The sequence below is a fragment of the Flavobacterium sp. 270 genome, from assembly GCF_004368785.1.
In the GTDB taxonomy this organism is placed as follows: Bacteria; Bacteroidota; Bacteroidia; order Flavobacteriales; family Flavobacteriaceae; genus Flavobacterium.
Window position 1 is genome coordinate 461,050 of the sequence record NZ_SODM01000002.1, and the last position, 23,547, is coordinate 484,596.

Below are 23,547 nucleotides of genomic sequence, written 5' to 3' on the forward strand. Positions count from 1 at the left end.
ATTGATATTGTAATTGATTAATTATGTTTGTAGCACCAAAAAACACAGAATCTTTACTTGAAGAAGCGCAAGCTCAAACTTTGTATCTAAATCTGATTGAGCAGATTAACAAAGATTTTAATCTGGCAAACGAAGGAATCGATTTCCCGTTGAGTATTTCTCCCGATGAATTAAAAATTCAGCTTCACGAAAAAATCTACAGAATGATTCAGTACAAATTTGCTGAATATTTGAATCTTCTTTATATTATTGATGTTTCTGAAAACGAAATAAAAAGCCTCGACGGTTCTGATTTAGTAATTCTAGCCGAACAAGTTTCTTTTTTGATTTTAAAAAGGGAATGGCAGAAGGTTTGGTTTCGGAATTTTTACAAGTAAAAGGTTCAAAGGTGCAGAGGCTCAAAGGCACAAAGTTTTTAACAAGGTCTTTTTGGGTTCAATTGTCGAATTTTCACAAGTAAAGTTAGTCGGTTACCAAAATACTATAACTTTCGGGTCTTACTGTTTTTTTTAATTTATCTAATTCATCAACAAGCCCAAAACCTTCAGTATCAATTTTACTACCTACAATCTCGAAGCGAAGATTTTTAAAGCAAATCTTTGCTATTCCAACTGTCTTTGTATTTTTTTTAAAAATAAAAATATCTCTGTATTCGGCAATACAAGAGCAGGCTTCATTTCTTAAAGAATCTTTTTCACTAAAAATATTCTTAATCGCTTTCTCTTGCTTTGATGAAAGTTTTGATTTTTTATAATTATGGCTCAATAATATTTTCTCAAAATCCTCATTTGGAATTGAATCTGGAAAACTAAATTCAAAAATTCCTAAAAATTCTTTCTCCTTTTTGCTTAGCTTTTCTTTACGAGCTAATTTAAAAAAATCATCTTCGGAGAAATTCAAGTAATAATGCTCTATTTTATCAGAATCAAAAAAAGGTTTTAATTCTTTCTTTGCAACTTTTTCATTATCACCTTCTTTTTTCGCAGCATGATTACAACTTAAAAGTAAAATTGAAGTAATTATTAAAATACATTTTTTCATTAAAATAAGATTAAAAAACCTTAGAATCTCAGCATCTCAGAACCTTAGAAACTTCTAAAAATACACTCTCACAAAAGGCATAAATCCAGATTCGTACAAACTTTTATCAGGATCGTACAAAACATCGTAACGAGCACCAATTGTAACACTTCCGGTTCTGTAACCTGCACCGAGATACAAGGCAGTGTTCCAAAAATTATCAGAATATGCGGGTCTGTAAGGCGTTGAATCATAATCTGTATTAACGCGAACTTGTTCTAATTCTGCTGATAACTGAATTTCCGGAATTGGGTTTACAAGCCCAATTAAACTTCCGCCATATACAAAAGAACTGTAATAATTTTTAGAAGACAAATAACCAAACTGCAGTCCTACTCCAACTGCAACAATCTCATTTACATTATATATTGCACTTGGCAGAACCGAAATATCCGTATAACCAGAACCAATCCCTAATCCGAGTCCTCCGCCAAATTGTACTTTATCCCAAAAATCGTTGCTGTTGTCTATAACATATTTTTGCTGCGCTGCAACATTAGAGGAAAATAAAACTGTCAAAATCACAAAAAAAGAATTGAAAACGATTGAAATTTGATTTTTACTCATAGTTAACATTTATTTTAACAAATTTTTACGTAAAAGTACGTAAAAAAAGGATTTAAATAAATGCGATTGTTGTACTTTTGCCATTCTATTTAACAAAAAGTATATTCAACATATTATGGATAGGTTTTCATTTTTAAATGCAGCGCATACAGAGTTTTTTGCACAATTATACGATCAATATTTAGTAAATCCAGACAGTGTAGAGCCTAGCTGGAGAAGTTTTTTTCAAGGTTTTGACTTTGGACAAACGACTTATAATGACGAAAATCCGGTGCAAACAATCGTTGAGTACGTGACTAGCGACAACACAGATTACAGTCAGGTTTCAGAAAAACTAAAGAAAGAATTCAACGTTCTAAAATTAATTGACGGATACCGTACACGCGGACATTTATTCACGAAAACAAACCCAGTTCGTGACCGTAGAACTTCATCTCCAACTTTGGATATTGAAAACTTCGGTTTATCTGCAGCTGATCTTAATACGGTTTTTGATGCAGCACAAACAATCGGGATGACACCTTCTTCTTTAGAAGCCATCGTAATTCGCCTAAAAGCAATTTACTGCCAGCATATTGGTATCGAATATATGTACATTAGAAATCCTGGCGTTGTAAAATGGATTCAGGATAAATTAGCAGTTGGTAACAATCAGCCTAATTTTTCTACTGACGAAAAGAAAACAATCTTAAATAAATTAAACGAAGCTGTTTCTTTTGAAAATTTCCTTCATACTAAATATGTGGGACAAAAACGTTTTTCATTAGAAGGTGGAGAATCTATTATCCCGGCTTTGGACGCTTTGATCGAAAAAGCTGCTGAAAAAGGTGTTGAACAATTCGTAATGGGAATGGCTCACCGTGGTCGTTTGAACGTTTTAGCAAACATCTTCGGAAAATCTACTCAGGATATTTTTGGCGAGTTTGACGGTAAAGATTACGATCAGGAATATTTTGACGGTGACGTAAAATACCACTTAGGTCTTACTGCTGACAAAAAAACAAGATCTGGAAAAAGCATCAATATCAATTTAGCACCAAACCCTTCTCACTTAGAAACTGTTGGAGCTGTTATTGAAGGTATTACCAGAGCAAAACAAGATAAATATTACGCAGACGATTTCTCTAAAGTTTTACCAATCGCCGTTCACGGTGATGCTGCAATCGCAGGACAAGGTATTCTTTATGAAATTATCCAAATGGCACAACTTGACGGTTACAAAACTGGAGGAACTATCCACATCGTAATCAACAATCAAGTTGGTTTTACTACAAACTATTTAGATGCTCGTTCGTCTACTTATTGTACAGATGTTGCCAAAGTAACGCTTTCGCCAGTATTACACGTAAATGCTGATGATGCAGAAGCAGTTGTACATGCAGTATCTTTTGCTTTAGACTACAGAATGGAATTTGGCCGTGACGTATTTATTGACTTATTAGGATACAGAAAATACGGTCATAACGAAGGCGACGAACCTCGTTTTACACAGCCGGTTTTATATAAAATCATCGCTAAACATAAAAACCCAAGAGATATTTACGCTGAAAAATTATTATCAGACGGCGTAATTGATGCTACTTATGTTAATGGTTTAGAAAAAGAATACAAAACGAATCTGGAAGAAAACTTAGAAGCTTCCCGTAAAAAAGATTTGACTATCATTACTCCATTCATGAAAAACGAATGGGATGGTTTTGTTCAGGTTACGGATACGCAAATGCTTCAAAAAGTAGATACTAAATTCCAAAAAGAAGGTTTAGATTCTATCATCAATACAATTTCAACTCTTCCATCTGATAAGAAATTTATCAGCAAAATCACAAAAATTGTATCTGACAGAAAAACAGGATATGACAATAATACTTTAGACTGGGGAACTGCAGAAGCGTTGGCTTATGGTTCACTTTTAACAGAAGGATTTGATGTTAGAATTTCTGGTCAGGATGTTGAAAGAGGAACTTTCTCTCACCGTCATGCTGTTGTTAAAGTAGAAGATTCTGAAGAAGAAGTAATTTTACTGGATGCGATTGAAAACAAAAAAGGAAAATTCGGCGTTTTCAATTCACTTTTATCAGAATACGGAGTTCTTGGTTTTGATTATGGATATGCATTAGCAAACCCGAATGCATTGACAATTTGGGAAGCACAATTTGGGGATTTCTCTAATGGAGCTCAAATTATGATTGACCAATATATTTCTTGTGGAGAAGATAAATGGAACAACCAAAATGGTATTGTTTTATTATTACCTCACGGATATGAAGGACAAGGAGCAGAACACTCTTCTGCAAGAATGGAGCGTTACTTACAACTTTGTGCCAGACAAAATATGTATGTTGCAGATTGTACAACGCCAGCCAACTTCTTCCACTTGTTGAGAAGACAAATGAAAACGAATTTCCGTAAACCATTGGTAGTTTTCTCTCCAAAAAGTTTATTGCGTGATCCAAGATGTGTTTCTACAGTTGATGAATTAGCAAACGGAAGTTTCCAGGAAACTATTGACGATAATACAGTTGACAAAAAAGGTGTAAAAACTTTAGTTTTCGTTACTGGTAAATTCTATTATGATATTGTTGCAGAAAGAGAAAACAACGGAAGAAATGATGTTGCAGTAGTTCGTATCGAGCAATTGTTCCCTTTACCTGTAGAACAGCTTAAAGCAATTATCGCACAATATCCAAACGCAGACGATTATGTTTGGGCACAAGAAGAGCCTAAAAACATGGGAGCTTACAGCTTTATGCTGATGAATTTTGATCTTGTAAAATGGAGATTAGCTTCATTAAAAGCTTACGCTGCACCAGCATCAGGAAGTTACACACGTGCAAAACGTCGTCATGCAGATGCGATCAGAATGGTATTCGATAAAGATTTATTTAGATAAAAAATAATTGTTTCAAGTTTAAAGTTTCAGGTTTAATGCTAACATGAAACTTTAAACAATTAAAACTTTAAACAAAAACAAAGATGATTTTAGAAATGAAAGTCCCATCACCAGGGGAATCAATAAAAGAAGTTGAAATTGCAACTTGGTTAGTAAAAGACGGTGATTATGTAGAAAAAGATCAAGCGATTGCTGAAGTAGATTCGGATAAAGCTACTCTTGAATTACCTGCTGAAATGAGTGGTGTAATTACATTAAAAGCTGAAGAAGGTGATACAGTTGCAGTAGGAGCTGTAGTTTGTTTAATTGATACAGATGCTGCAAAACCTGCAGGATCTGCTCCAGCAGCTGAAGCTAAAGTTGAAGCGCCAAAAGCGGAGGCTCCAAAGGCAGAAGCACCTAAAGCTGAAGCGCCAAAAGCGGCTCCGGCAGCAACAAGTTATGCAGCAGGAACTCCATCTCCGGCGGCAAGAAAAATATTAGACGAGAAAAATATAGCGCCAACAACAGTTTCTGGAACTGGTAAAGGCGGAAGAATTACTAAAGATGACGCTGTAAACGCAGTACCATCTATGGGAACTCCAACTGGAGGAAGCCGTGGATCTGAGCGTACAAAATTATCTATGTTGCGTCGTAAAGTAGCAGAAAGATTAGTTGCTGCTAAAAACGAAACTGCAATGTTAACTACTTTCAACGAAGTTAACATGACGCCAATCAACAACATCCGTAATGAATACAAAGATGCATTCAAAGCAAAACATGGTGGTCTTGGTTTAGGTTATATGTCATTCTTTACAAAAGCGGTTACAAGAGCTTTAGAATTGTTTCCAGATGTAAACTCAATGATGGATGGTGACTACAAAATCGCTTACGATTTTGCTGATATCTCTATCGCAGTTTCTGGACCAAAAGGACTAATGGTTCCTGTAGTTCGTAATGCTGAACTTTTAACTTTCCGTGGAATTGAAGCTGAAATCAAAAGATTGGCTTTAAGAGCTCGTGACGGTCAAATTACAGTTGACGATATGACTGGTGGTACTTTTACAATTACTAACGGTGGTGTTTTTGGAAGTATGTTATCTACTCCAATTATCAACCCTCCACAATCAGGAATTTTAGGAATGCACAATATTATTGAGCGTCCTATCGCTGTAAACGGTAAAGTAGAAATTCACCCAATGATGTATGTTGCTCTTTCTTACGATCACAGAATTATCGACGGACGTGAGTCTGTTGGTTTCTTAGTTGCAGTAAAAGAAGCTTTAGAAAATCCACTAGAATTATTAATGAACGGCGATGCTAAACGTGCTTTAGAATTGTAGTTGTAGTAATTTTTACCATATCCTAAAACCTGTTCATTTACTTGAACAGGTTTTTTTTTGCACAATATTAGCTTAAGATTAGCTTAAGATGTTAAATTTTTAAAAAAATGTAAATTTTACCCTTTAAAAAATATTTAATTTAGAATAAATAAGAATAACTTGTTTTGTTTTGATTCATAACTTAGATTTGCACTATTAAAATCAATTCTAAATAAAATGAAATTCAAATTTACTATTTCGGTTTTGAGCTTTTGCTTTTTTCTTTTAGCAGGAACTTCAGTTTCGGCACAAGAAAAAGCGACAATAAAAGGTCAAATCAGCATATCAAACAATGACGCTGCAGATAATGTTTCTGTAGTTCTTAAAGGAACAAAAATAGGAACAACTACTGATAGTCATGGTTTCTATGAAATTAAAAATATTAAACCAGGAAATTATGTTATTAGAGTTACTTCTGTTGGATTTTCCAGCAAAGAGAAAAGTGTAACTGTTAATAATGGTGACGAAATAATTGAAGATTTCAAAATTACTCCAAACTCTGAAGAGTTGGACGAAATTGTAGTAAATGGCGGTTCTAAAAAAAATACTTTTGCTCGTAAAGAAACACAGCAAGTATCAAAAATGCCACTTAAAAATCTTGAGAATCCACAAGTTTATACAACTATCACAGGCGAATTATTAAAAGAACAAGTGGTTACTAATCTTGATGACGCTCTTAAAAATGCACCAGGATTAAGTCCGCTTTGGGCTTCAACAGGACGTGGCGGCGACGGGTCGGCTTATTTTTCTTTAAGAGGATTTGCTGTTCAGCCAACTATGATTAATGGATTACCAGGTTTAACAAACGGAAATGTAGATCCTGCTAATATTGATAAAATTGAAGTAATAAAAGGACCTTCAGGAACTTTATTCGGAAGTAGTTTAATCTCTTACGGAGGTTTAATTAATCTTACAACTAAAAAACCATACGATCATTTTGGAGGCGAAGTAAATTATACTGCCGGAAGTTATGGTTTAAACAGAGTTACTGTAGATGTAAATACTCCGCTTGACGACGAGCACAAAGTAAACGTTCGTGTAAACTCTGCTTATCATACAGAAAATAGTTTTCAGGATGCAGGATTCAAAAAATCATTCTTTTTTGCTCCTTCATTATCTTACCAAGTAAATGACAAACTTTCGTTTTTCATTAATACAGAATTCATGAACTTTAAATCTACTAATGCTACTATGTTATTTTTAGATAGAGGTACAGCTTTAAGAGTGCATAACTTAGATGAATTAGGTTATGATAACAAACGTTCTTATACAAGTAATGAACTTGCGATTGAAACTCCTTCATACAATCTTCAGGGACAAATGAATTATAAAATTTCTGATCAATGGACTTCTCAAACTGTATTCTCAAGAGGTTCATCATCATCAGAAGGATATTATGCTTATTTATATGAAGGCACACAATATGCACAAGCTGCAATAAGCCAAGGAATTGTTTTAGGACGTTTTATGAACTACCAGAATTCTACAACTTTAACAACAGATATTCAACAAAACTTTATTGGTGACTTTAAATTGGGTAATTTAAGAAACAGAATTGTTGTTGGTCTTGATTATTTTAATAGAGGACAAATTGATAATGGTACCGGATATGTAGCAAATGGTAATATCTATATTGGTAATCTGGATTTAAAAACGGTAAACGAAAATCTTTACGGAATCACTGATCCTGCAGATTATATTACTAACGGTGATAATGGAAAATTAACTAAAACTGGTGCTGACTCTGTATTAGCTTCTGCTCCTTTAAGCAATAATAAAACGAAACAAGAAGTATACAGCGTTTATGCGTCTAACGTAATTAACTTTACACCAGCATTATCTGCAATGGCAAGTTTACGTGTTGACCGTTTTATGACTGCAGGTGATTTAAGCACAAAAGCAGATGATTTTAATCAAACTGCTTTTTCTCCAAAATTCGGATTAGTTTATCAGCCAATTATCGATAAAGTGTCCCTTTTTGCTAATTATATGGATGGTTTTGCTAATTCAGCTCCTGTTACAGAAATTTTAGCTGATGGAAGTACTCGTCCGAGAACTTTTAATCCTGAGCACGCCAACCAATTTGAAGTAGGAACTAAATTAAATATTTTTAGAGATAAACTATACGCTACATTCAGTTATTATAACATTCAAGTAAAAGATCAGGTATATGTAGTATATGGTGCTACAACTCAAACTGCTTTTCAGGATGGTGCACAAAAAAACAAAGGTTTTGAAGCAGAATTCGTAGCAAACCCTATTAACGGATTAAACATTGTTGCAGGATACAGTTATAACGATGCTGTTTTACTTGCTGGAGATCCAGATTTCGTAGGTCACAGACCAGAAAGCGGTGGACCACAAAACTTAGCAAACTTATGGGCAAGCTATAAATTTCCAGAAGGAGACTTAAAAGGTTTTGGTTTAGGATTTGGAGGAAATTATGCAAGTAAAAACAAAATCATGAACCGTACAGTTGTTGGAACATTTGCGCTTCCAGAATATACAGTATTAAACTCTTCAATATTCTACGGAACAGAAAAATTCACCTTGACATTAAAAGTGGACAACATTGCAAATGTTGATACTTATGATGGTTGGTCTACAATCCACCCAAAAAATATGCGCAGTGCATCTGCAAGTTTTTCATACAGATTCTAATCTAAAAAAACACAAAAGCATCTTTCTAAACGTTTAGAAAGATGCTTTTTTAAAATTATAAAATCATGATAACAATAGCCAGTATTTTCGTTTTTATCTCTTTTTATATGTTTTATTACACTTCTAAAAGAGCAGTGCTAACTTATAATTACAGTTTTGAAAAATGGATGAACAGCAATCCAAAACAGACTAAAATTACAGGTTTGGTTTTGCTTCTTTTTGCTTACTCGGTATGGCTGTTTACGCAAGCATTATGCTGTGGCACTTTATTATTTTTTATTCAGTTAATGACGGTGGGGAGTTTAATTATTTTGCTTAAACCGCTACAGGTTATAAACACTAAAGCAGTTGCGGCGCTTTTTATTCTAGTTGCACTATTAGAAATTTATTACTACTAAATATGCCTGCAAATCCTAAATATCTCACGCAGTCTAAATGGCAGCGTTTTCTCAAAATAACAGCTGCTATACTTGGCGGTTATTTTGTTTCTGTGACATTTCATTTGGCTTTGGCTTCCTGGTTTGATCGTGCAAATGTTCTTATCACGATGGCTTTTACAGGTTTTATACTTTGGGTTGCTTTAATGGTTGTTGCATTTTTAGCAAAAAGCGGCTGGAAAATCTGGGGAATTTATTTACTGCTGACCGTTTTATTTTGCGGTATTATTTATCTCGGACAAACTTATAATCATCCTATTACCAAATAATTTATGAACAACAGAAACTATAATATTTATTTTCACACACATACCGTAAGCGGCATTGTGATAAGCGTTGTATTGTTTGTTATTTTCTTTGCAGGATCATTTTCTTTTTTTAGAGACGAAATCATCAATTGGGAACGTGGCGAATCTGTTTCTCTTACTAATGAAAAACAGATTAATTACGATGATGCCTTAAAAATATTAGATAAAAAATACACTTTAGCCGGAAGAAACATCTCGATTTCTAAAGGGAGTAAAGAAAGACGCGTAAATGTTTATATGGAAGGAACCAAAGACAGCTTGGCTCCAGCTAAATTAAAAGAAGGAAGCTTTTTTTATTTAGATACCAAAAATTTCAAAACATATACTTATGAAGAATCGTATTCTCTAGGCGAGTTCTTATACAGACTTCACTTTTTGGCTCAGGTTCCATATCCTGTTGGTTACTACCTTTCGGGTTTTATAGCATTGTTTTTCTTATTTGCGATTGTAACGGGAGTTCTGTTGCATTGGAACAAAATTGTGTCTAATTTTTATATTTTCCGTCCAAAAGAGAAATTAAAAACTCTATGGACAGACGCTCACACGGCGTTAGGAATGATTGGTCTTCCGTTTCAGTTTGTATATGCCGTTACAGGAGCATTTTTTATGATCAAATTACTTATTGTTGCACCCGCCGTTATGGCCTTGTACCAAGGAGATGATAAAAAACTATACGACGATTTAGAATACAACAATCCTGATTTTAAATTTGAAAATAAAAAGATAGCCAATCCTTTTAGCGTCAATGAATTTGTTGCAAAAACAAAAAACACCTGGAAAGATTTTGAAATCACAAGCGTTGAAATCAAGAACTATGGAGATGCCAACATGCATGTTTTAGTTGAAGGTGAAATGCCAACCGACAAAAAATTTACAGCAATTGGTAAAATTATTTACAAGATTGCTGATGGTAAAATCATTGCCAAAAAAGATCCGGTAACACAGAATACCTATTTAGACGGAGTTAAAAATGTTTTATACCGAATTCACTTTGGTGATTACGGAGGATATGCATTAAGAATTATCAGTTTTGTTCTTGGTATTATTAGTTGTTTTGTTATTATATCCGGAGTTATGATTTGGCTTGTTGCGCGCGACAAGAAAAATATGCCCGAGAAAAAACGCAGATTTAATAATGCAGTTGTTAGAATATATTTGGCCGTTTGTTTGAGTATGTATCCCGTGACTGCCATTGCATTTATTGTAGATAAAGTTTTTTATCCATTAACCCAATCTGATATTTATAGCGTTTATTTTATAACCTGGCTGGTTTTAATTGTATTTTTCCTTTTAAAAAGAGACATTAATTTTACCAACAAATGGTGTTTGATTTCTGGAAGTATTTTAGGTTTTTTAATTCCTATTGCAAATGGAATCTGCACAGGAAACTGGTTCTGGAAAACTTTTGCACAAAATCAATTTCAGATTTTCTTTATTGATATTTTCTGGATTGTTTTAGCCTCGATCACTTTGTATGTTTCTTTTAAATTAAAAAAAGTGAAGAGCGAATAATCCGCTTTCGCGAAAAACCATCAAATTAATTGATATAATTTGCGGATTGTACATTTAGAATTACTTTTGCTTTTTAGCAATTCTAAAAGAAAGAATAAAATCTTTCGCAATCTGCAAAATGAGTTTTATAAAACAAGTACGTTTTCTACATAAATGGCTCGGATTAATTTCCGGGCTTATTGTTTTTATTGTCAGTATTACAGGTTGTATATTTTGTTTTCATGACGAAATAAAAGACATTACCCGCAAAGAATGGCGTATTGTAGAACCTCAAAACAAACCCTTTATACTTCCAAATGTTTTACAGGAAAAAGCTCAAGAAATTGCTCCAAATGTAAAACCGACAATGGTTTCCTATTACGGAAAAAACAGGTCTGCCATTGTTTACACTTATTCAGAAAAGGAAAGTCTATATCTTTATTTTAATCCTTATACAGGTAAATACTTAAAAACCGAAAATCCCGAAACGGATTTCTTCATAATTGTAGAATATATTCATTTGTATCTCCTCCTGCCCGATTATATCGGAAAACATATTATTGGCGGTGCAACAATTATATTTATTCTGCTGCTCATTTCTGGAATTATCCAGTGGTGGCCAAAAAGAAAAAGTGATATCAAAAGAAGCTTTACCGTAAAATGGGCTGCAAAATGGGCGCCGTGTAAACTATGACTGGCACAATACTTCGGGATTTTATATTGCTATAATTGCTGTTATAATAGCCATAACAGGTTTAACTTTTACTTACGAATGGGTCGGCGATGGCATTTATAAAACGTTCAATTTTGGAGGAGATAAAGCCATAGAAACAATAGCACCAACAATAGATACCACAAAGTTTAAGAAAAACAATTTGCTTGCGATAGACAGAGCTTTTATCGAAACGATGAAACAGCAGCCAAAAGCCGAAATGTTTTTTATAATCTTACCCCAAAACAAAGGCGACATAATCAATACTGGCGCATATCCGCATACTTTACGATTCGATCATCAGAGTAATTATTATTTTCATCCGTCAAGCGGAAAATTAATTCAGAGCGATCCTTACGACAAAAAGAGTTTAGGTTTACAAGTTGTAGAAATGAATTACGGCATTCATACCGGACAGATTTTAGATTTACCAGGCAAAATTATTGCTTTTACAGTAAGCTTAATCGCTTCTGCTTTACCTGTAACAGGTTTTATAATTTGGTTTGGAAGAAGAAAGAAATTTAAAAAATAAAAGCATAAAAAAACCGCCCTATAAAGGCGGTTTTTCAAATTATCGAAACAATCTTAATTTCTGTTTGCAACAGCATTTTTTTGTAAATTTTTAATAGATGCTATTTTGCTATTTTCGTAAGCAACTTCGCTAAGGTTTTTTTCATTAAAAAACATCCATTTTCCCGTTTTCAATCCGTCTGTGTATTCTCCCACGGCAACTTTATTCCCTTTTTCATCATATGATACCCAAACCCCGTCTAATTTACCATCTTTAAAGAAACCTTCTTGTTGTACATTACCATTTTCATAATAATAAGTAGCTTTTACTCTGTTTCCAACAGCTTCTAATTCTGGTTTACTTTCTTGTGCAACTAAAATTCCAGAGAACAATATTGCAACTAAAATTACACACTTTTTCATATCTTTAGGTATTTAATGTTATCAAATCTTTATCAAATATAGTTAATTGTTTACATTAAAAAAACTTTTACTTAACAATTTGGTAACATTGACTAAAAGCTTAACATTGGAAAATAGCTAAAAACAAAAAAACCAACGCTTAAGCATTGGTTTTACTGGTATTTTAGCGAAAAACTAAATTTACGATAACGTTGTAAATTTCGTAAATAAATTACTTCAATAATGTATTTAACTGACTATCAAGAGCTGGATCTGATGGTCGCGCAGCTTCAGAATTGATAATATTGCCTTTTGGATCAATTAAAATAAACCTCGGAATTCCCGTTACACCATAAGCCATAACAAACTCAGATTCCCAATCTTTATCGGCAAACAATTGTGTACCGCCAAGATTTTTATCCGTTACAAATTTTTTCCATTTTTCAGCATCTTTTGCTTTATCAATAGAAATACTCACAAACTCAATATTCTTTCCATGATATTTCTCTTCTATTTTTTGCAAAAAAGGAATCTCAGCTCTACAAGGAGCACACCATGTTGCCCAAAGATCTATATATACGTATTTTCCTTTTAGATCAGACAGCTTTGTTTTTCCTCCTTTATAATTAACGTAATCAAAATCAGGAGAAGGTTTACCTTTCATTTTATTTGCTTTTGATGCACTTTCATAATTTTGAACTGAGAATTCGTGAAAACGCTCAAAATTACTTTTCATTGCAGTTTTAAATTCCGGATCAAAATTTCCTTTCTCCAAACTTTCAACATCTGTCTTTTCCTTAGCTTCCAGGATTGCTGCAAATTCAGCTGGTTCTTTAGAAAAAGCATTCTCTATTGTTTCATTTCTTAAAGCTTGTTGTGCCAAAAAATTACTTTCATCAACACCTTTACCGCTGAAAACGATAGTTTCATCAAATTCTTTTGCATTCATAGTTAAATTTACCACAGAATTTGGTATCAAATATAACCTAGAAGATTCAGTTCCGTCGGAAAACACATAAAATCCTTTTGGCGCATCAAATGAAGCCACAAAAGTTTCCTCTTTGTTAATCGGAATAACTTGTTTAAAATTATTATTTCCTTTAATGACTAGAGTATCGCTGTTTCTATTAGCAATTTTAGCCGTAAACTTAATTTGATTCTTGCTTTGCGCCGTTATATTCAAAACACTAAAAATCGCCAGACCAGCAACAAAAAGTTTTTTCATAGGTTTAAAAATTTGTTTTTACTGATTCAAAACTAAATAAATTAAAGCTGTGAAAATTTACAATTAACAAAATATTTAAAATTATTAAGCATCAGTGATCACTTTACTATATTAATTTGAATTTTGTGTTTACTTTTGCAGTCTAAAATTTTGATCATGTATAGAAGTCATAATTGCGGCGAACTTAACGCCTCAAATATTAATACGGAAGTTACACTAGCGGGCTGGGTTCAAAAATCCCGCGATAAAGGATTTATGAACTGGGTTGATTTACGTGACCGTTACGGAATTACACAGCTTATTTTCGACGAAAGTCGTACTGATAAAACTGTTTTTGAATTGGCAAAAACTCTTGGACGCGAGTTTGTAATTCAAGTAAAAGGAACTGTTATTGAGCGTGAAGCCAAAAACAAAAATATTCCGACTGGTGAAATCGAAATTTTAGTTTCAGAATTAACTATTCTAAATGCTGCGCTTACACCTCCATTTACTATTGAAGATGAAACTGACGGTGGTGAAGATATCAGAATGAAATACCGCTACCTTGACATTAGAAGAAATCCTGTAAAAAACAGTTTGCTTTTCCGTCATAAAGTAGCAATGGAAGTTCGTAAATATCTATCTGATTTAGATTTCTGCGAAGTTGAAACTCCTTATTTAATTAAATCGACTCCAGAAGGAGCGAGAGATTTCGTTGTACCAAGCCGTATGAACGAAGGACAATTTTATGCTTTGCCACAATCACCACAAACTTTCAAACAATTATTAATGGTAGGCGGAATGGATAAATATTTCCAAATCGTAAAATGTTTCCGTGACGAAGATTTACGCGCAGACCGTCAGCCAGAGTTTACTCAGATTGACTGCGAAATGGCTTTTGTAGAACAAGAAGATATTTTGAATGTTTTTGAAGGATTGACAAGACATTTACTTAAAGAAATAAAAGGTATTGAAGTAGATAAATTCCCTAGAATTACTTACGACTATGCCATGAAAACATACGGAAATGACAAACCAGACATTCGTTTCGGAATGGAGTTTGGCGAGTTAAACGAATTTGCACAACATAAAGATTTTCCAGTATTTAATGCTGCAGAATTAGTTGTTGGTATTGCAGTTCCGGGAGCAGGAAATTATACAAGAAAAGAAATCGACGCCTTAATTGACTGGGTAAAACGTCCACAAGTTGGCGCTTCTGGAATGGTTTACTCAAAATGTAACGAAGACGGAACTTTTAAATCTTCTGTAGATAAATTTTACAATCAGGATGATTTAGAACAATGGGCAAAAATTACCGGGGCAAAACCTGGCGACATGATTTTTGTACTTTCTGGACCGGCAAACAAAACACGCGCACAGCTTTCTGCACTTCGTATGGAACTTGCAACTCGTTTAGGATTGCGTAAGCCAGAAGAATTTGCACCACTTTGGGTTGTAGATTTCCCATTATTAGAGCTTGACGAAGAAAGCGGCCGTTACCACGCGATGCACCACCCGTTTACATCTCCAAAACCAGAAGATATGGCTTTGTTAGAAACAGAACCAGGAAAAGTTCGTGCCAATGCTTACGATATGGTTTTAAACGGAAATGAAATTGGCGGAGGTTCAATTCGTATTCACGATAAAGCAACGCAGCAATTAATGTTTAAATATTTAGGATTTACTGAAGAAGAAGCAAAAGCTCAATTTGGTTTCTTAATGGATGCTTTCCAATTTGGTGCACCACCACACGGAGGTTTAGCATTTGGTTTAGACCGACTTGTAGCTATTTTAGGTGGACAGGAAACAATTAGAGATTTTATCGCATTCCCTAAAAACAATTCTGGACGCGATGTAATGATCGATGCTCCTGCAGCAATTGATGACGCACAATTAAAAGAATTACATATTAAAGTTGATTTAGTATAACTTTAAGATTTCTTATATAAAATCGCAGCTAAATATTTTAGCTGCGATTTTTTTTATAAACTAAGGTCAAAAAGACCATAAATTGCAGAACGACAAAGTCATAAAGTTCCTACTTTTTGAACTATATTTAATATACGGCTATTAAAGACTATTGAAACTCAAACCAACGCAATATAAATAGCAAAAACACTGTAAATCAATAATTTTTACAAAAAATTAACACCTTCTTGTCTTTTGTATGAATTTATATCTTACATTTGCTTCATTATAAATTATTATTACAATTACAATGCGTACAGGTACAGTAAAATTTTTCAATGAATCTAAAGGTTATGGATTCATTACAGACGAAGAAACAGGAAAAGATATCTTCGTTCACGCTTCAGGAATTAACGCGGAAGAATTACGCGAAGGTGACCGTGTAAGCTATGAAGAAGAAGAAGGAAGAAAAGGGAAAGTTGCTGCTAAAGTAGCAGTAATCTAAGAAAAATATAGCAATTTATTTTTTTTGCCTCTGAATGGTTTTAAAAACGTTTCGATTAATTTCGAGACGTTTTTTTTTGTCCAAATCTTAAAAAAATATTAAAAAAACGCAAAGTTATTTATAATGAATAAAAATTAGACTTAAACAGACTTTCCGCACCTACTTATATCCGCATTTAGCTTGTGATTTACAGAGTTGCAAGTTATCTTTGTGGCTCATTTTTTAAGTAAAAAACCTAAGTTTATGCAATCTGATCAATACAATTACATTCCTATTTTAATGCAGTGCATTCTGGCTGTTGGTTTTGTGGTAGGAACAATCATAGTTTCTGGAAAATTAGGCCCAAAAAGAACTTCTGAAGTTAAAGATAAAAACTTTGAGTGCGGTATCGAATCTGTTGGTAATGCCCGTATTCCTTTTTCAGTAAAATATTTCCTTGTTGCTATATTATTTGTTTTGTTTGACGTAGAGGTTATTTTCCTTTACCCTTGGGCAGTAAACTTCAAAGATTTAGGAATTGAAGGAATGCTTAAAATGATCGTTTTCATGGCTTTGCTTTTGGTTGGTTTTTTCTACATCATCAAAAAGAAAGCTTTAGAGTGGGAATAATGATTTTAGATTTTAGATCTTCGATTTTAGATTTATCTATTATTGCGATTTAAAGTTTGAATTCAAATTAAAATACTGATTTAAAAAAATTGATTTTTTATTTAACGATTTACCCAAATCTAAAATCTAAAGTCTAAAATCTAAAATAAAATGAGCGATTCAAAAGTAAATATGGTTGCACCGCCGGAAGGAGTTGTAGGAGAAGGATTCTTCGCTACAAAACTAAATGATGTTGTAGGTTTGGCAAGAGCCAATTCGTTATGGCCTCTTCCTTTCGCGACTTCATGCTGTGGTATCGAATTTATGGCTACAATGGCTTCACATTACGATTTGGCACGATTTGGATCTGAGCGTGTGAGTTTCTCTCCACGTCAGGCAGATATGTTATTGGTAATGGGAACTATTTCTAAAAAAATGGCACCTATTTTAAGACAGGTTTACGAACAAATGTCTGAGCCTCGCTGGGTAATTGCAGTTGGAGCTTGTGCTTCATCAGGTGGGATCTTTGATACTTATTCAGTTTTGCAAGGAATTGACAAAGTTATTCCGGTTGATGTTTATGTACCAGGATGTCCTCCAAGACCAGAACAAATTGTAGATGGAGTTATGAGACTTCAAGATTTGGTAAGATCAGAATCTGTAAGACGCAGAAGTTCTCCAGAATACCAAGAATTATTAGCTTCATATAACATTTCATAAAAATGGCTTTAGAAAATAACCTGATCCAGGATAAACTTACCGAAACATTTGATTCAAGTGTTTTTAACTTCCGTGAAGAAAGAGATATTTTTACTCTGGAAACATCTGCTGATAAAATAACAGCTTTAATTCTATTCCTAAAAAACGATTCTGATTTACGTTTTCACTTCTTAACAGATTTATGCGGTATTCATTATCCGGATAACGAAACAGATCGTCAGTTTGCAATTGTATATCATTTGCACAATTGGTACGAAAACAAACGTTTAAGAATCAAAGTATACATCAATGGTGAAAAACCGGAGATCAAATCAATTTCAAATATTTTCCCAAGTTCAAACTGGATGGAAAGAGAAACTTACGATTTCTTCGGAGTTAATTTTATCGGACATCCACAATTGAAACGTATTTTAAATATGGATGAAATGGTGTCTTTCCCAATGAGAAAAGAATTCCCAATGGAAGACAGCGGAAGAACGGACAAAGACGACAGATTCTTTGGAAGAACAACAACAAATTGCTAAGAAAAAATCATATAATTTTTCACATTAAATAAATGTCAGAACTATTATTACCACCAGAGCATCGCTATGCTAAAATAATTAAGGAGAGATTAAACGACGACGGAAGCGAACTTTCTGTTCTGAATTTAGGTCCTACTCACCCAGCTACTCACGGTATTTTTCAGAATATCTTATTGATGGATGGTGAAAGAATTCTTGAGGCTGAGCCAACTATTGGTTACATCCACAGAGCATTCGAAAAAATTGCCGAAAATCGTCCTTTTTATCAAATCACGCCGCTTACAGACCGTATGAACTATTGCTCTTCTCCTATTAATAATATGGGATGGTGGATGACTTTAGAAAAATTATTGAATATTGAAGTTCCTAAAAGAGCACAATATTTAAGAGTTATCGTGATGGAGCTTGCCCGTATTACAGATCACTTGATTTGTAATTCGATTCTTGGTGTAGATACTGGTGCGTATACAGGTTTCTTATACGTTTTTCAATTTAGAGAAAAAGTTTACGAGATTTACGAAGAAATTTGTGGTGCTCGTTTAACAACCAATATGGGAAGAATTGGTGGATTTGAAAGAGATTGGACTCCAGAAGCTTTCAAAAAAATTGATGCTTTCCTTGAAGAATTTCCAGTTGCCTGGAAAGAATTCGAAAACTTATTCGAAAGAAACAGAATTTTCCTTGACAGAACTGTAAACGTAGGAGCTATTTCTGCTGAACAAGCAATGGCTTACGGATTTACAGGTCCAAACTTACGTGCTGCCGGAGTTGATTACGACGTTCGTGTGGCGCATCCTTATTCTTCTTACGAAGATTTCGATTTCATTGTTCCTGTTGGAAAATCAGGTGATACTTACGATCGTTTCTGCGTGCGTAATGCAGAAGTTTGGGAAAGTTTAAGCATTATTCGTCAAGCATTAGATAAGATGCCTGCCGGAAATGAATACCGTGCAGAAGTTCCAGATTACTACCTTCCTCCAAAAGAAGATGTATACCATAATATGGAATCTTTAATTTACCACTTTAAGATTGTAATGGGAGAAGTACCTGTACCAGTTGCAGAAATTTATCACCCAGTTGAAGGTGGAAACGGAGAATTAGGATTTTATTTAGTTACTGACGGAAGCAGAACTCCATACAGATTACACTTTAGAAGACCTTGCTTTATTTATTACCAAGCGTATCCAGACATGATCAAAGGTGCTTTGCTGTCTGATGCGATTGTAATTTTATCAAGTTTGAATGTAATTGCAGGAGAATTAGACGCATAAAAAAATTACAGATTTTAGATTTCAGAATTTAGATTAAAAAATTTGTGCCTTTGTGCCTTTGTGGCAAAACAAGAATAAAATGGAAAGAAAACATTACAAACAAGAAATAAACATGACTGAGGCATTGATGAACCGCATCAATGAATTGATCAGTCATTATCCTGAAGATAAAAGAAAATCGGCTTTACTGCCTGTTCTGCATGAAGTGCAGGATGCGCATGACAACTGGTTAAGTACTGAATTACAGGATAAAGTTGCTGAAATTTTGCACATCAAACCAATTGAGGTTTATGAAGTGGTTACTTTTTATACCATGTACAACCAAAAACCAATTGGAAAATATATGTTCGAATTCTGCCAGACTTCTTGTTGTTGTTTAAATGGTGCCGAAAATTTAATGGATTATACTTCTGAAAAATTGGGCATTAAAATGGGCGAAACAACTCCAGACGGAATGTTTACCATTGCTGGTGTAGAATGTTTAGGTGCTTGCGGATACGCTCCGATGATGCAGTTAGGCGATTTCTACAAAGAAAAATTGACAGAAGAAAAAATCGATCAGTTAATTGCTGATTGTAGAGATGATAAAATAATATTACACGATAAATAAGATGTCTCAAAAAATATTATTAGATAAAATCAATGTTCCGGGAATTAAAACCTACGAAGTATATCGCCAAAATGGTGGTTATGCTTCTGTAGAAAAAGCTTTAAAAACCCTTACTCCGGACGAAGTAACTGAAGAAGTAAAAAAATCTGGATTACGTGGTCGTGGTGGAGCTGGTTTCCCTGCGGGAATGAAATGGAGTTTTATTGACAAAAAATCGGGAAGACCAAGACATTTAGTTTGTAATGCCGATGAGTCTGAGCCGGGAACTTTTAAAGATCGTTATTTGATGGAATTTATTCCTCACTTATTGATCGAAGGAATGATTACTTCAAGTTATGCCTTAGGCGCTAACCTATCTTATATCTACATTCGTGGAGAATATATGTGGGTTTTCAAAATCTTAGAAAGAGCAATCGCCGAAGCTAAAGCTGCAGGCTGGTTAGGAAAAAATATATTAGGTACAGGTTACGATTTAGAATTACATGTACACTGTGGAGCTGGTGCTTACATTTGCGGAGAAGAAACTGCGCTTATTGAGTCATTAGAAGGTAAAAGAGGAAATCCTCGTATTAAACCACCATTTCCAGCTGTGTCTGGACTTTGGGCAAATCCTACGGTTGTAAACAATGTAGAAACTATTGCAACTGTGCCGTGGATCGTAAACAATTCTGGAGACGATTATGCAAAAATTGGAATTGGACGTTCTACAGGAACTAAATTAATTTCTGCTTCTGGACACATCAAAAATCCTGGAGTTTATGAAATTGAATTGGGTTTAAGTGTGGATGAATTCATGAATTCTGACGAATACTTAGGAGGAATGTCTTCTAGCAGACCTCTTAAAGCTTTTGTACCTGGAGGTTCTTCTGTGCCAATTTTACCAGCTGAATTAATTTTTAAAACAGCAAACGGAGAAGATAGATTAATGACTTACGAATCTCTAAGTGATGGTGGTTTTGCTACCGGATCTATGTTGGGTTCAGGAGGATTTATCGTTTATAATGATACAGCATGTGTAGTAAGAAACACATGGAATTTTGCTCGTTTCTATCACCACGAATCTTGCGGACAATGTACACCTTGCCGTGAAGGAACTGGTTGGTTAGAAAAAATATTATGGAGAATCGAAAACGGTCAAGGCCGTGAAGAAGATATCGAATTATTGTGGAGTATTCAAAGTAAAATTGAAGGAAACACAATTTGTCCGCTTGGTGACGCAGCTTCTTGGCCAGTAGCAGCCGCGATCCGTCACTTTAGAGATGAATTTGAATATCACGTTCGTTTCCCGGAAAAAATCAAAAACAGAGAACACTTTGTTGCCGAGCCTTTTTCTCAGGTTAAACATTTAGTAGGCGGTAAAGTAATCGTATAAAAATATAAAGCAGAAGTTAAAAAGTTAACAATATTAAAAAGGACAGCAAACTCTTTTCAATATTCCGACTTTCAACAAAAAAAGTTTAAAATAGTTTCAAGTTTCAAGTAATTCTAGTTTCAATACCGATAGTTATCAGCATTGAAACCTTAAACCTGAAACTAAAAAAACAAAATAAAGAGATGAAAGTAACCATTGACGGTCAAAGTATAGACGTAGAACCAGGAACAACAATCCTGCAGGCTGCACGTATGATTGGAGGGGATTTAGTACCACCAGCCATGTGCTATTACTCAAAATTAAAAGGCAGCGGCGGAAAATGTCGTTGTTGTTTAGTTGAAGTTTCCAAAGGTAGTGAGGCTGACCCAAGACCAATGCCAAAATTAATGGCATCTTGCGTAACAGGATGTATGGACGGTATGGAAGTAAACAGTAAATCGTCTGCAAGGGTAACTGAGGCACGTAAATCTGTAACGGAATTTTTATTAATCAACCACCCATTAGACTGTCCTATTTGTGATCAGGCTGGGGAATGTGATTTACAGAATTTAAGTTTCGAGCACGGAAACCCAAAATCTCGTTTTATTGAAGAAAAAAGAACATTTGAACCAGAAGATATTGGTCCAAATATTCAACTGCATATGAACCGTTGTATTCTTTGCCAAAGATGTGTACAAGTTGCAGATCAATTGACAGACAACAGAGTTCACGGAGTATTAGACCGTGGAGATCACGCTAATATTTCTACCGGAATCTCAAAAGCTATTGACAATGAATTCTCAGGAAACATGATTGATGTTTGTCCTGTAGGAGCTTTGACAGACAAAACTTTCCGTTTCAAATCAAGAGTTTGGTTCAACAAACCTTACAATGCTCACAGAGAATGTACTACTCCGGGATGTTGTGGAAAAACTACGGTTTGGATGTTTGGAGGAGAAATTCAACGTGTAACTGGTCGTAAAGACGAGTACCATGAAGTAGAAGAATTTATCTGCAACAGCTGTCGTTTTGACCACAAAGATGTAAATGACTGGGTTATTGAAGGACCAAGAGAATTTGAAAAAGATTCTGTTATCAACCAAAATAACTACACTCAAAAATTAGAGAAAGTTACTATCGATACTGAAAAGAATATACTTTTAGGTAGAGACGAAGACCGTAAAAAAATCAGTATGGCTGAAATTCCATTAAACACTAACAATAAAATTTCTTAATGATGGTAGATAGTGCATTTATTATAGAAAAAAGTGTTGTTATTGTGGTAGTTTTTGCTGTAACCATGATTATGGCAATGTATTCTACTTGGGCAGAACGTAAAGTAGCTGCTTTTTTACAAGACCGTGTAGGTCCTAACCGTGCAGGTTGGGGAGGTTTATTACAACCACTTGCAGATGGTATGAAATTGTTTTCTAAAGAAGAATTTGAGCCAAATACTCCAAACAAATTTTTATTTGTTCTTGGACCGGCAATTGCAATGAGTACGGCTTTAATGACGAGTGCTGTAATTCCGTGGGGAGATCATTTAGAAGTTTTTGGCAGAACAGTTGTTCTTCAGGCTACAGATATTAATATTGGTTTATTGTATTTCTTCGGAGTTGTATCTGTTGGAGTTTACGGTATCATGATCGGTGGATGGGCTTCTAATAATAAATTTTCATTGATGGGAGCTGTTCGTGCTGCTTCTCAAATGGTTTCTTATGAAGTTGCCATGGGATTGTCAATGATTGCTTTATTGATGATGACTGGAACTTTAAGTTTGAAAGAAATATCATTACAGCAAGCTGAATGGCATTGGAATATATTATATCAGCCATTATCTTTCCTTATTTTCTTAATCTGTGCTTTTGCTGAAACAAACAGAACTCCTTTTGACTTAGCAGAATGTGAATCTGAGTTAATTGGTGGTTACCATACAGAATATTCATCTATGAAAATGGGATTCTACTTATTTGCTGAATATGCAAATATGTTTATCTCGGCTACTATTATATCTGTATTATTTTTTGGTGGCTACAATTATCCAGGTATGGCTTGGATGACGGAACATGCAGGTGTAAATATTGCAAATGTTTTAGGAATTGCAGCTTTATTTGCTAAAATCTGTTTCTGGATATTTTTCTATATGTGGGTTCGTTGGACGATTCCAAGATTTAGATATGACCAATTGATGCATTTAGGATGGAAGATTTTAATTCCGCTTTCTATTTTAAATATCATCGTTACTGGTGTTGTAATCTTAAGACACGAAATAGCTGTTTTCTTAGGATTCTAAAATACCGGAGTACCCTAGCCCTGATCGAAGCGGCATCCTTTTATTTTTTTCCTTTAAAAAAATAAAAGATACAGCGGAGAGCAGGATTAGCTTCAAATAAAAATAAAATAGATTTTGAATTTGTTTGTTCAAGTTGAAAATCATAAATCATAAG

At 34.3% G+C, this 23,547-nt stretch carries 23 protein-coding genes; 19 read left to right on the forward strand and 4 right to left on the reverse strand.

Going from position 1 to position 23,547, the window contains the following annotated elements; translation table 11 throughout:
* Positions 1–23 precede the first annotated feature (23 nt).
* Positions 24–377 (forward strand): hypothetical protein, encoded by a 354-nt coding sequence (locus EV144_RS09335; RefSeq protein WP_134148237.1) that lies wholly within the window; start codon positions 24–26, stop codon positions 375–377.
* Positions 378–462: 85 nt separating this feature from the next.
* Here EV144_RS09335 and EV144_RS09340 read toward each other — a convergent pair whose 3' ends face one another.
* Together EV144_RS09340 and EV144_RS09345 are read right to left on the reverse strand one after the other, a co-directional pair.
* Positions 463–1,041 (reverse strand): hypothetical protein, encoded by a 579-nt coding sequence (locus EV144_RS09340; protein WP_134148239.1) that lies wholly within the window; start codon positions 1,039–1,041, stop codon positions 463–465.
* A 54-nt stretch (positions 1,042–1,095) separates the two neighbouring features.
* Entirely contained in the window at positions 1,096–1,647 is a 552-nt protein-coding gene (locus tag EV144_RS09345) for a hypothetical protein (RefSeq protein WP_134148240.1), read from the reverse strand.
* Between the two features lie 115 nt (positions 1,648–1,762).
* Here EV144_RS09345 and EV144_RS09350 point away from each other — a divergent pair, with 115 nt between their 5' ends.
* From EV144_RS09350 to EV144_RS24420, 8 genes are all read left to right on the forward strand, one after another.
* Positions 1,763–4,537 (forward strand): 2-oxoglutarate dehydrogenase E1 component, encoded by a 2,775-nt coding sequence (locus tag EV144_RS09350; protein ID WP_134148241.1) that lies wholly within the window; start codon positions 1,763–1,765, stop codon positions 4,535–4,537.
* Positions 4,538–4,620: 83 nt separating this feature from the next.
* Positions 4,621–5,859 (forward strand): 2-oxoglutarate dehydrogenase complex dihydrolipoyllysine-residue succinyltransferase, encoded by a 1,239-nt coding sequence (odhB, locus tag EV144_RS09355; RefSeq protein ID WP_134148243.1) that lies wholly within the window; start codon positions 4,621–4,623, stop codon positions 5,857–5,859.
* A gap of 216 nt (positions 5,860–6,075) precedes the next feature.
* Positions 6,076–8,559, forward strand: a complete 2,484-nt coding sequence (locus EV144_RS09360) for a TonB-dependent receptor (protein WP_134148245.1) — start codon at positions 6,076–6,078, stop codon at positions 8,557–8,559.
* 65 nt (positions 8,560–8,624) lie between these two features.
* Positions 8,625–8,957 (forward strand): hypothetical protein, encoded by a 333-nt coding sequence (locus EV144_RS09365; protein ID WP_134148247.1) that lies wholly within the window; start codon positions 8,625–8,627, stop codon positions 8,955–8,957.
* Positions 8,958–8,959: 2 nt separating this feature from the next.
* On the forward strand, positions 8,960–9,265 hold the full coding sequence (locus EV144_RS09370; protein WP_134148249.1) for a hypothetical protein: 306 nt from the start codon (positions 8,960–8,962) through the stop codon (positions 9,263–9,265).
* 3 nt (positions 9,266–9,268) lie between these two features.
* A complete protein-coding gene (locus tag EV144_RS09375; RefSeq protein WP_134148250.1) occupies positions 9,269–10,816 on the forward strand; it encodes a PepSY-associated TM helix domain-containing protein in 1,548 nt (515 codons plus the stop codon).
* Positions 10,817–10,934: 118 nt separating this feature from the next.
* Entirely contained in the window at positions 10,935–11,489 is a 555-nt protein-coding gene (locus tag EV144_RS24415) for a PepSY-associated TM helix domain-containing protein (RefSeq protein WP_262712222.1), read from the forward strand.
* 34 nt (positions 11,490–11,523) lie between these two features.
* Positions 11,524–12,039, forward strand: a complete 516-nt coding sequence (locus EV144_RS24420; protein WP_262712227.1) for a PepSY-associated TM helix domain-containing protein — start codon at positions 11,524–11,526, stop codon at positions 12,037–12,039.
* A gap of 53 nt (positions 12,040–12,092) precedes the next feature.
* On the opposite strand, the gene EV144_RS09385 is transcribed toward EV144_RS24420, so the two are convergent.
* Positions 12,093–12,440 (reverse strand): toxin-antitoxin system YwqK family antitoxin, encoded by a 348-nt coding sequence (locus tag EV144_RS09385; protein ID WP_134148252.1) that lies wholly within the window; start codon positions 12,438–12,440, stop codon positions 12,093–12,095.
* A gap of 211 nt (positions 12,441–12,651) precedes the next feature.
* A complete protein-coding gene (locus EV144_RS09390) occupies positions 12,652–13,644 on the reverse strand; it encodes a TlpA family protein disulfide reductase (protein ID WP_134148254.1) in 993 nt (330 codons plus the stop codon).
* 156 nt (positions 13,645–13,800) lie between these two features.
* Between EV144_RS09390 and aspS the strand changes: the two genes are divergently transcribed.
* The 10 genes from aspS (at position 13,801) to nuoH (ending at position 23,393) form a co-directional block, all read left to right on the forward strand.
* On the forward strand, positions 13,801–15,552 hold the full coding sequence (aspS, locus tag EV144_RS09395; RefSeq protein WP_134148256.1) for an aspartate--tRNA ligase: 1,752 nt from the start codon (positions 13,801–13,803) through the stop codon (positions 15,550–15,552).
* A gap of 289 nt (positions 15,553–15,841) precedes the next feature.
* A complete protein-coding gene (locus tag EV144_RS09400; RefSeq protein ID WP_007137066.1) occupies positions 15,842–16,036 on the forward strand; it encodes a cold-shock protein in 195 nt (64 codons plus the stop codon).
* 243 nt (positions 16,037–16,279) lie between these two features.
* Positions 16,280–16,645 (forward strand): NADH-quinone oxidoreductase subunit A, encoded by a 366-nt coding sequence (locus tag EV144_RS09405; RefSeq protein WP_134148258.1) that lies wholly within the window; start codon positions 16,280–16,282, stop codon positions 16,643–16,645.
* Positions 16,646–16,795: 150 nt separating this feature from the next.
* A complete protein-coding gene (locus tag EV144_RS09410; RefSeq protein WP_035686647.1) occupies positions 16,796–17,344 on the forward strand; it encodes an NADH-quinone oxidoreductase subunit B in 549 nt (182 codons plus the stop codon).
* Between the two features lie 2 nt (positions 17,345–17,346).
* Complete coding sequence (locus tag EV144_RS09415; RefSeq protein WP_134148259.1) at positions 17,347–17,868, forward strand: NADH-quinone oxidoreductase subunit C; 522 nt, start codon at positions 17,347–17,349, stop codon at positions 17,866–17,868.
* 32 nt (positions 17,869–17,900) lie between these two features.
* A complete protein-coding gene (locus tag EV144_RS09420) occupies positions 17,901–19,139 on the forward strand; it encodes an NADH-quinone oxidoreductase subunit D (RefSeq protein ID WP_134148261.1) in 1,239 nt (412 codons plus the stop codon).
* Positions 19,140–19,218: 79 nt separating this feature from the next.
* Positions 19,219–19,749, forward strand: coding sequence for a complex I 24 kDa subunit family protein (locus EV144_RS09425; RefSeq protein WP_047774917.1), 531 nt, complete (start codon positions 19,219–19,221; stop codon positions 19,747–19,749).
* 1 nt (position 19,750) lies between these two features.
* On the forward strand, positions 19,751–21,121 hold the full coding sequence (gene nuoF, locus EV144_RS09430; RefSeq protein WP_134148263.1) for an NADH-quinone oxidoreductase subunit NuoF: 1,371 nt from the start codon (positions 19,751–19,753) through the stop codon (positions 21,119–21,121).
* 182 nt (positions 21,122–21,303) lie between these two features.
* Entirely contained in the window at positions 21,304–22,335 is a 1,032-nt protein-coding gene (locus EV144_RS09435) for a 2Fe-2S iron-sulfur cluster-binding protein (RefSeq protein ID WP_134148265.1), read from the forward strand.
* Positions 22,335–23,393: an NADH-quinone oxidoreductase subunit NuoH gene (gene nuoH / locus EV144_RS09440; protein WP_208326845.1), complete on the forward strand. Its 1,059-nt coding sequence runs from the start codon at positions 22,335–22,337 to the stop codon at positions 23,391–23,393. The genes EV144_RS09435 and nuoH overlap by 1 nt, the downstream gene beginning before the upstream one ends.
* Positions 23,394–23,547 lie beyond the last annotated feature (154 nt).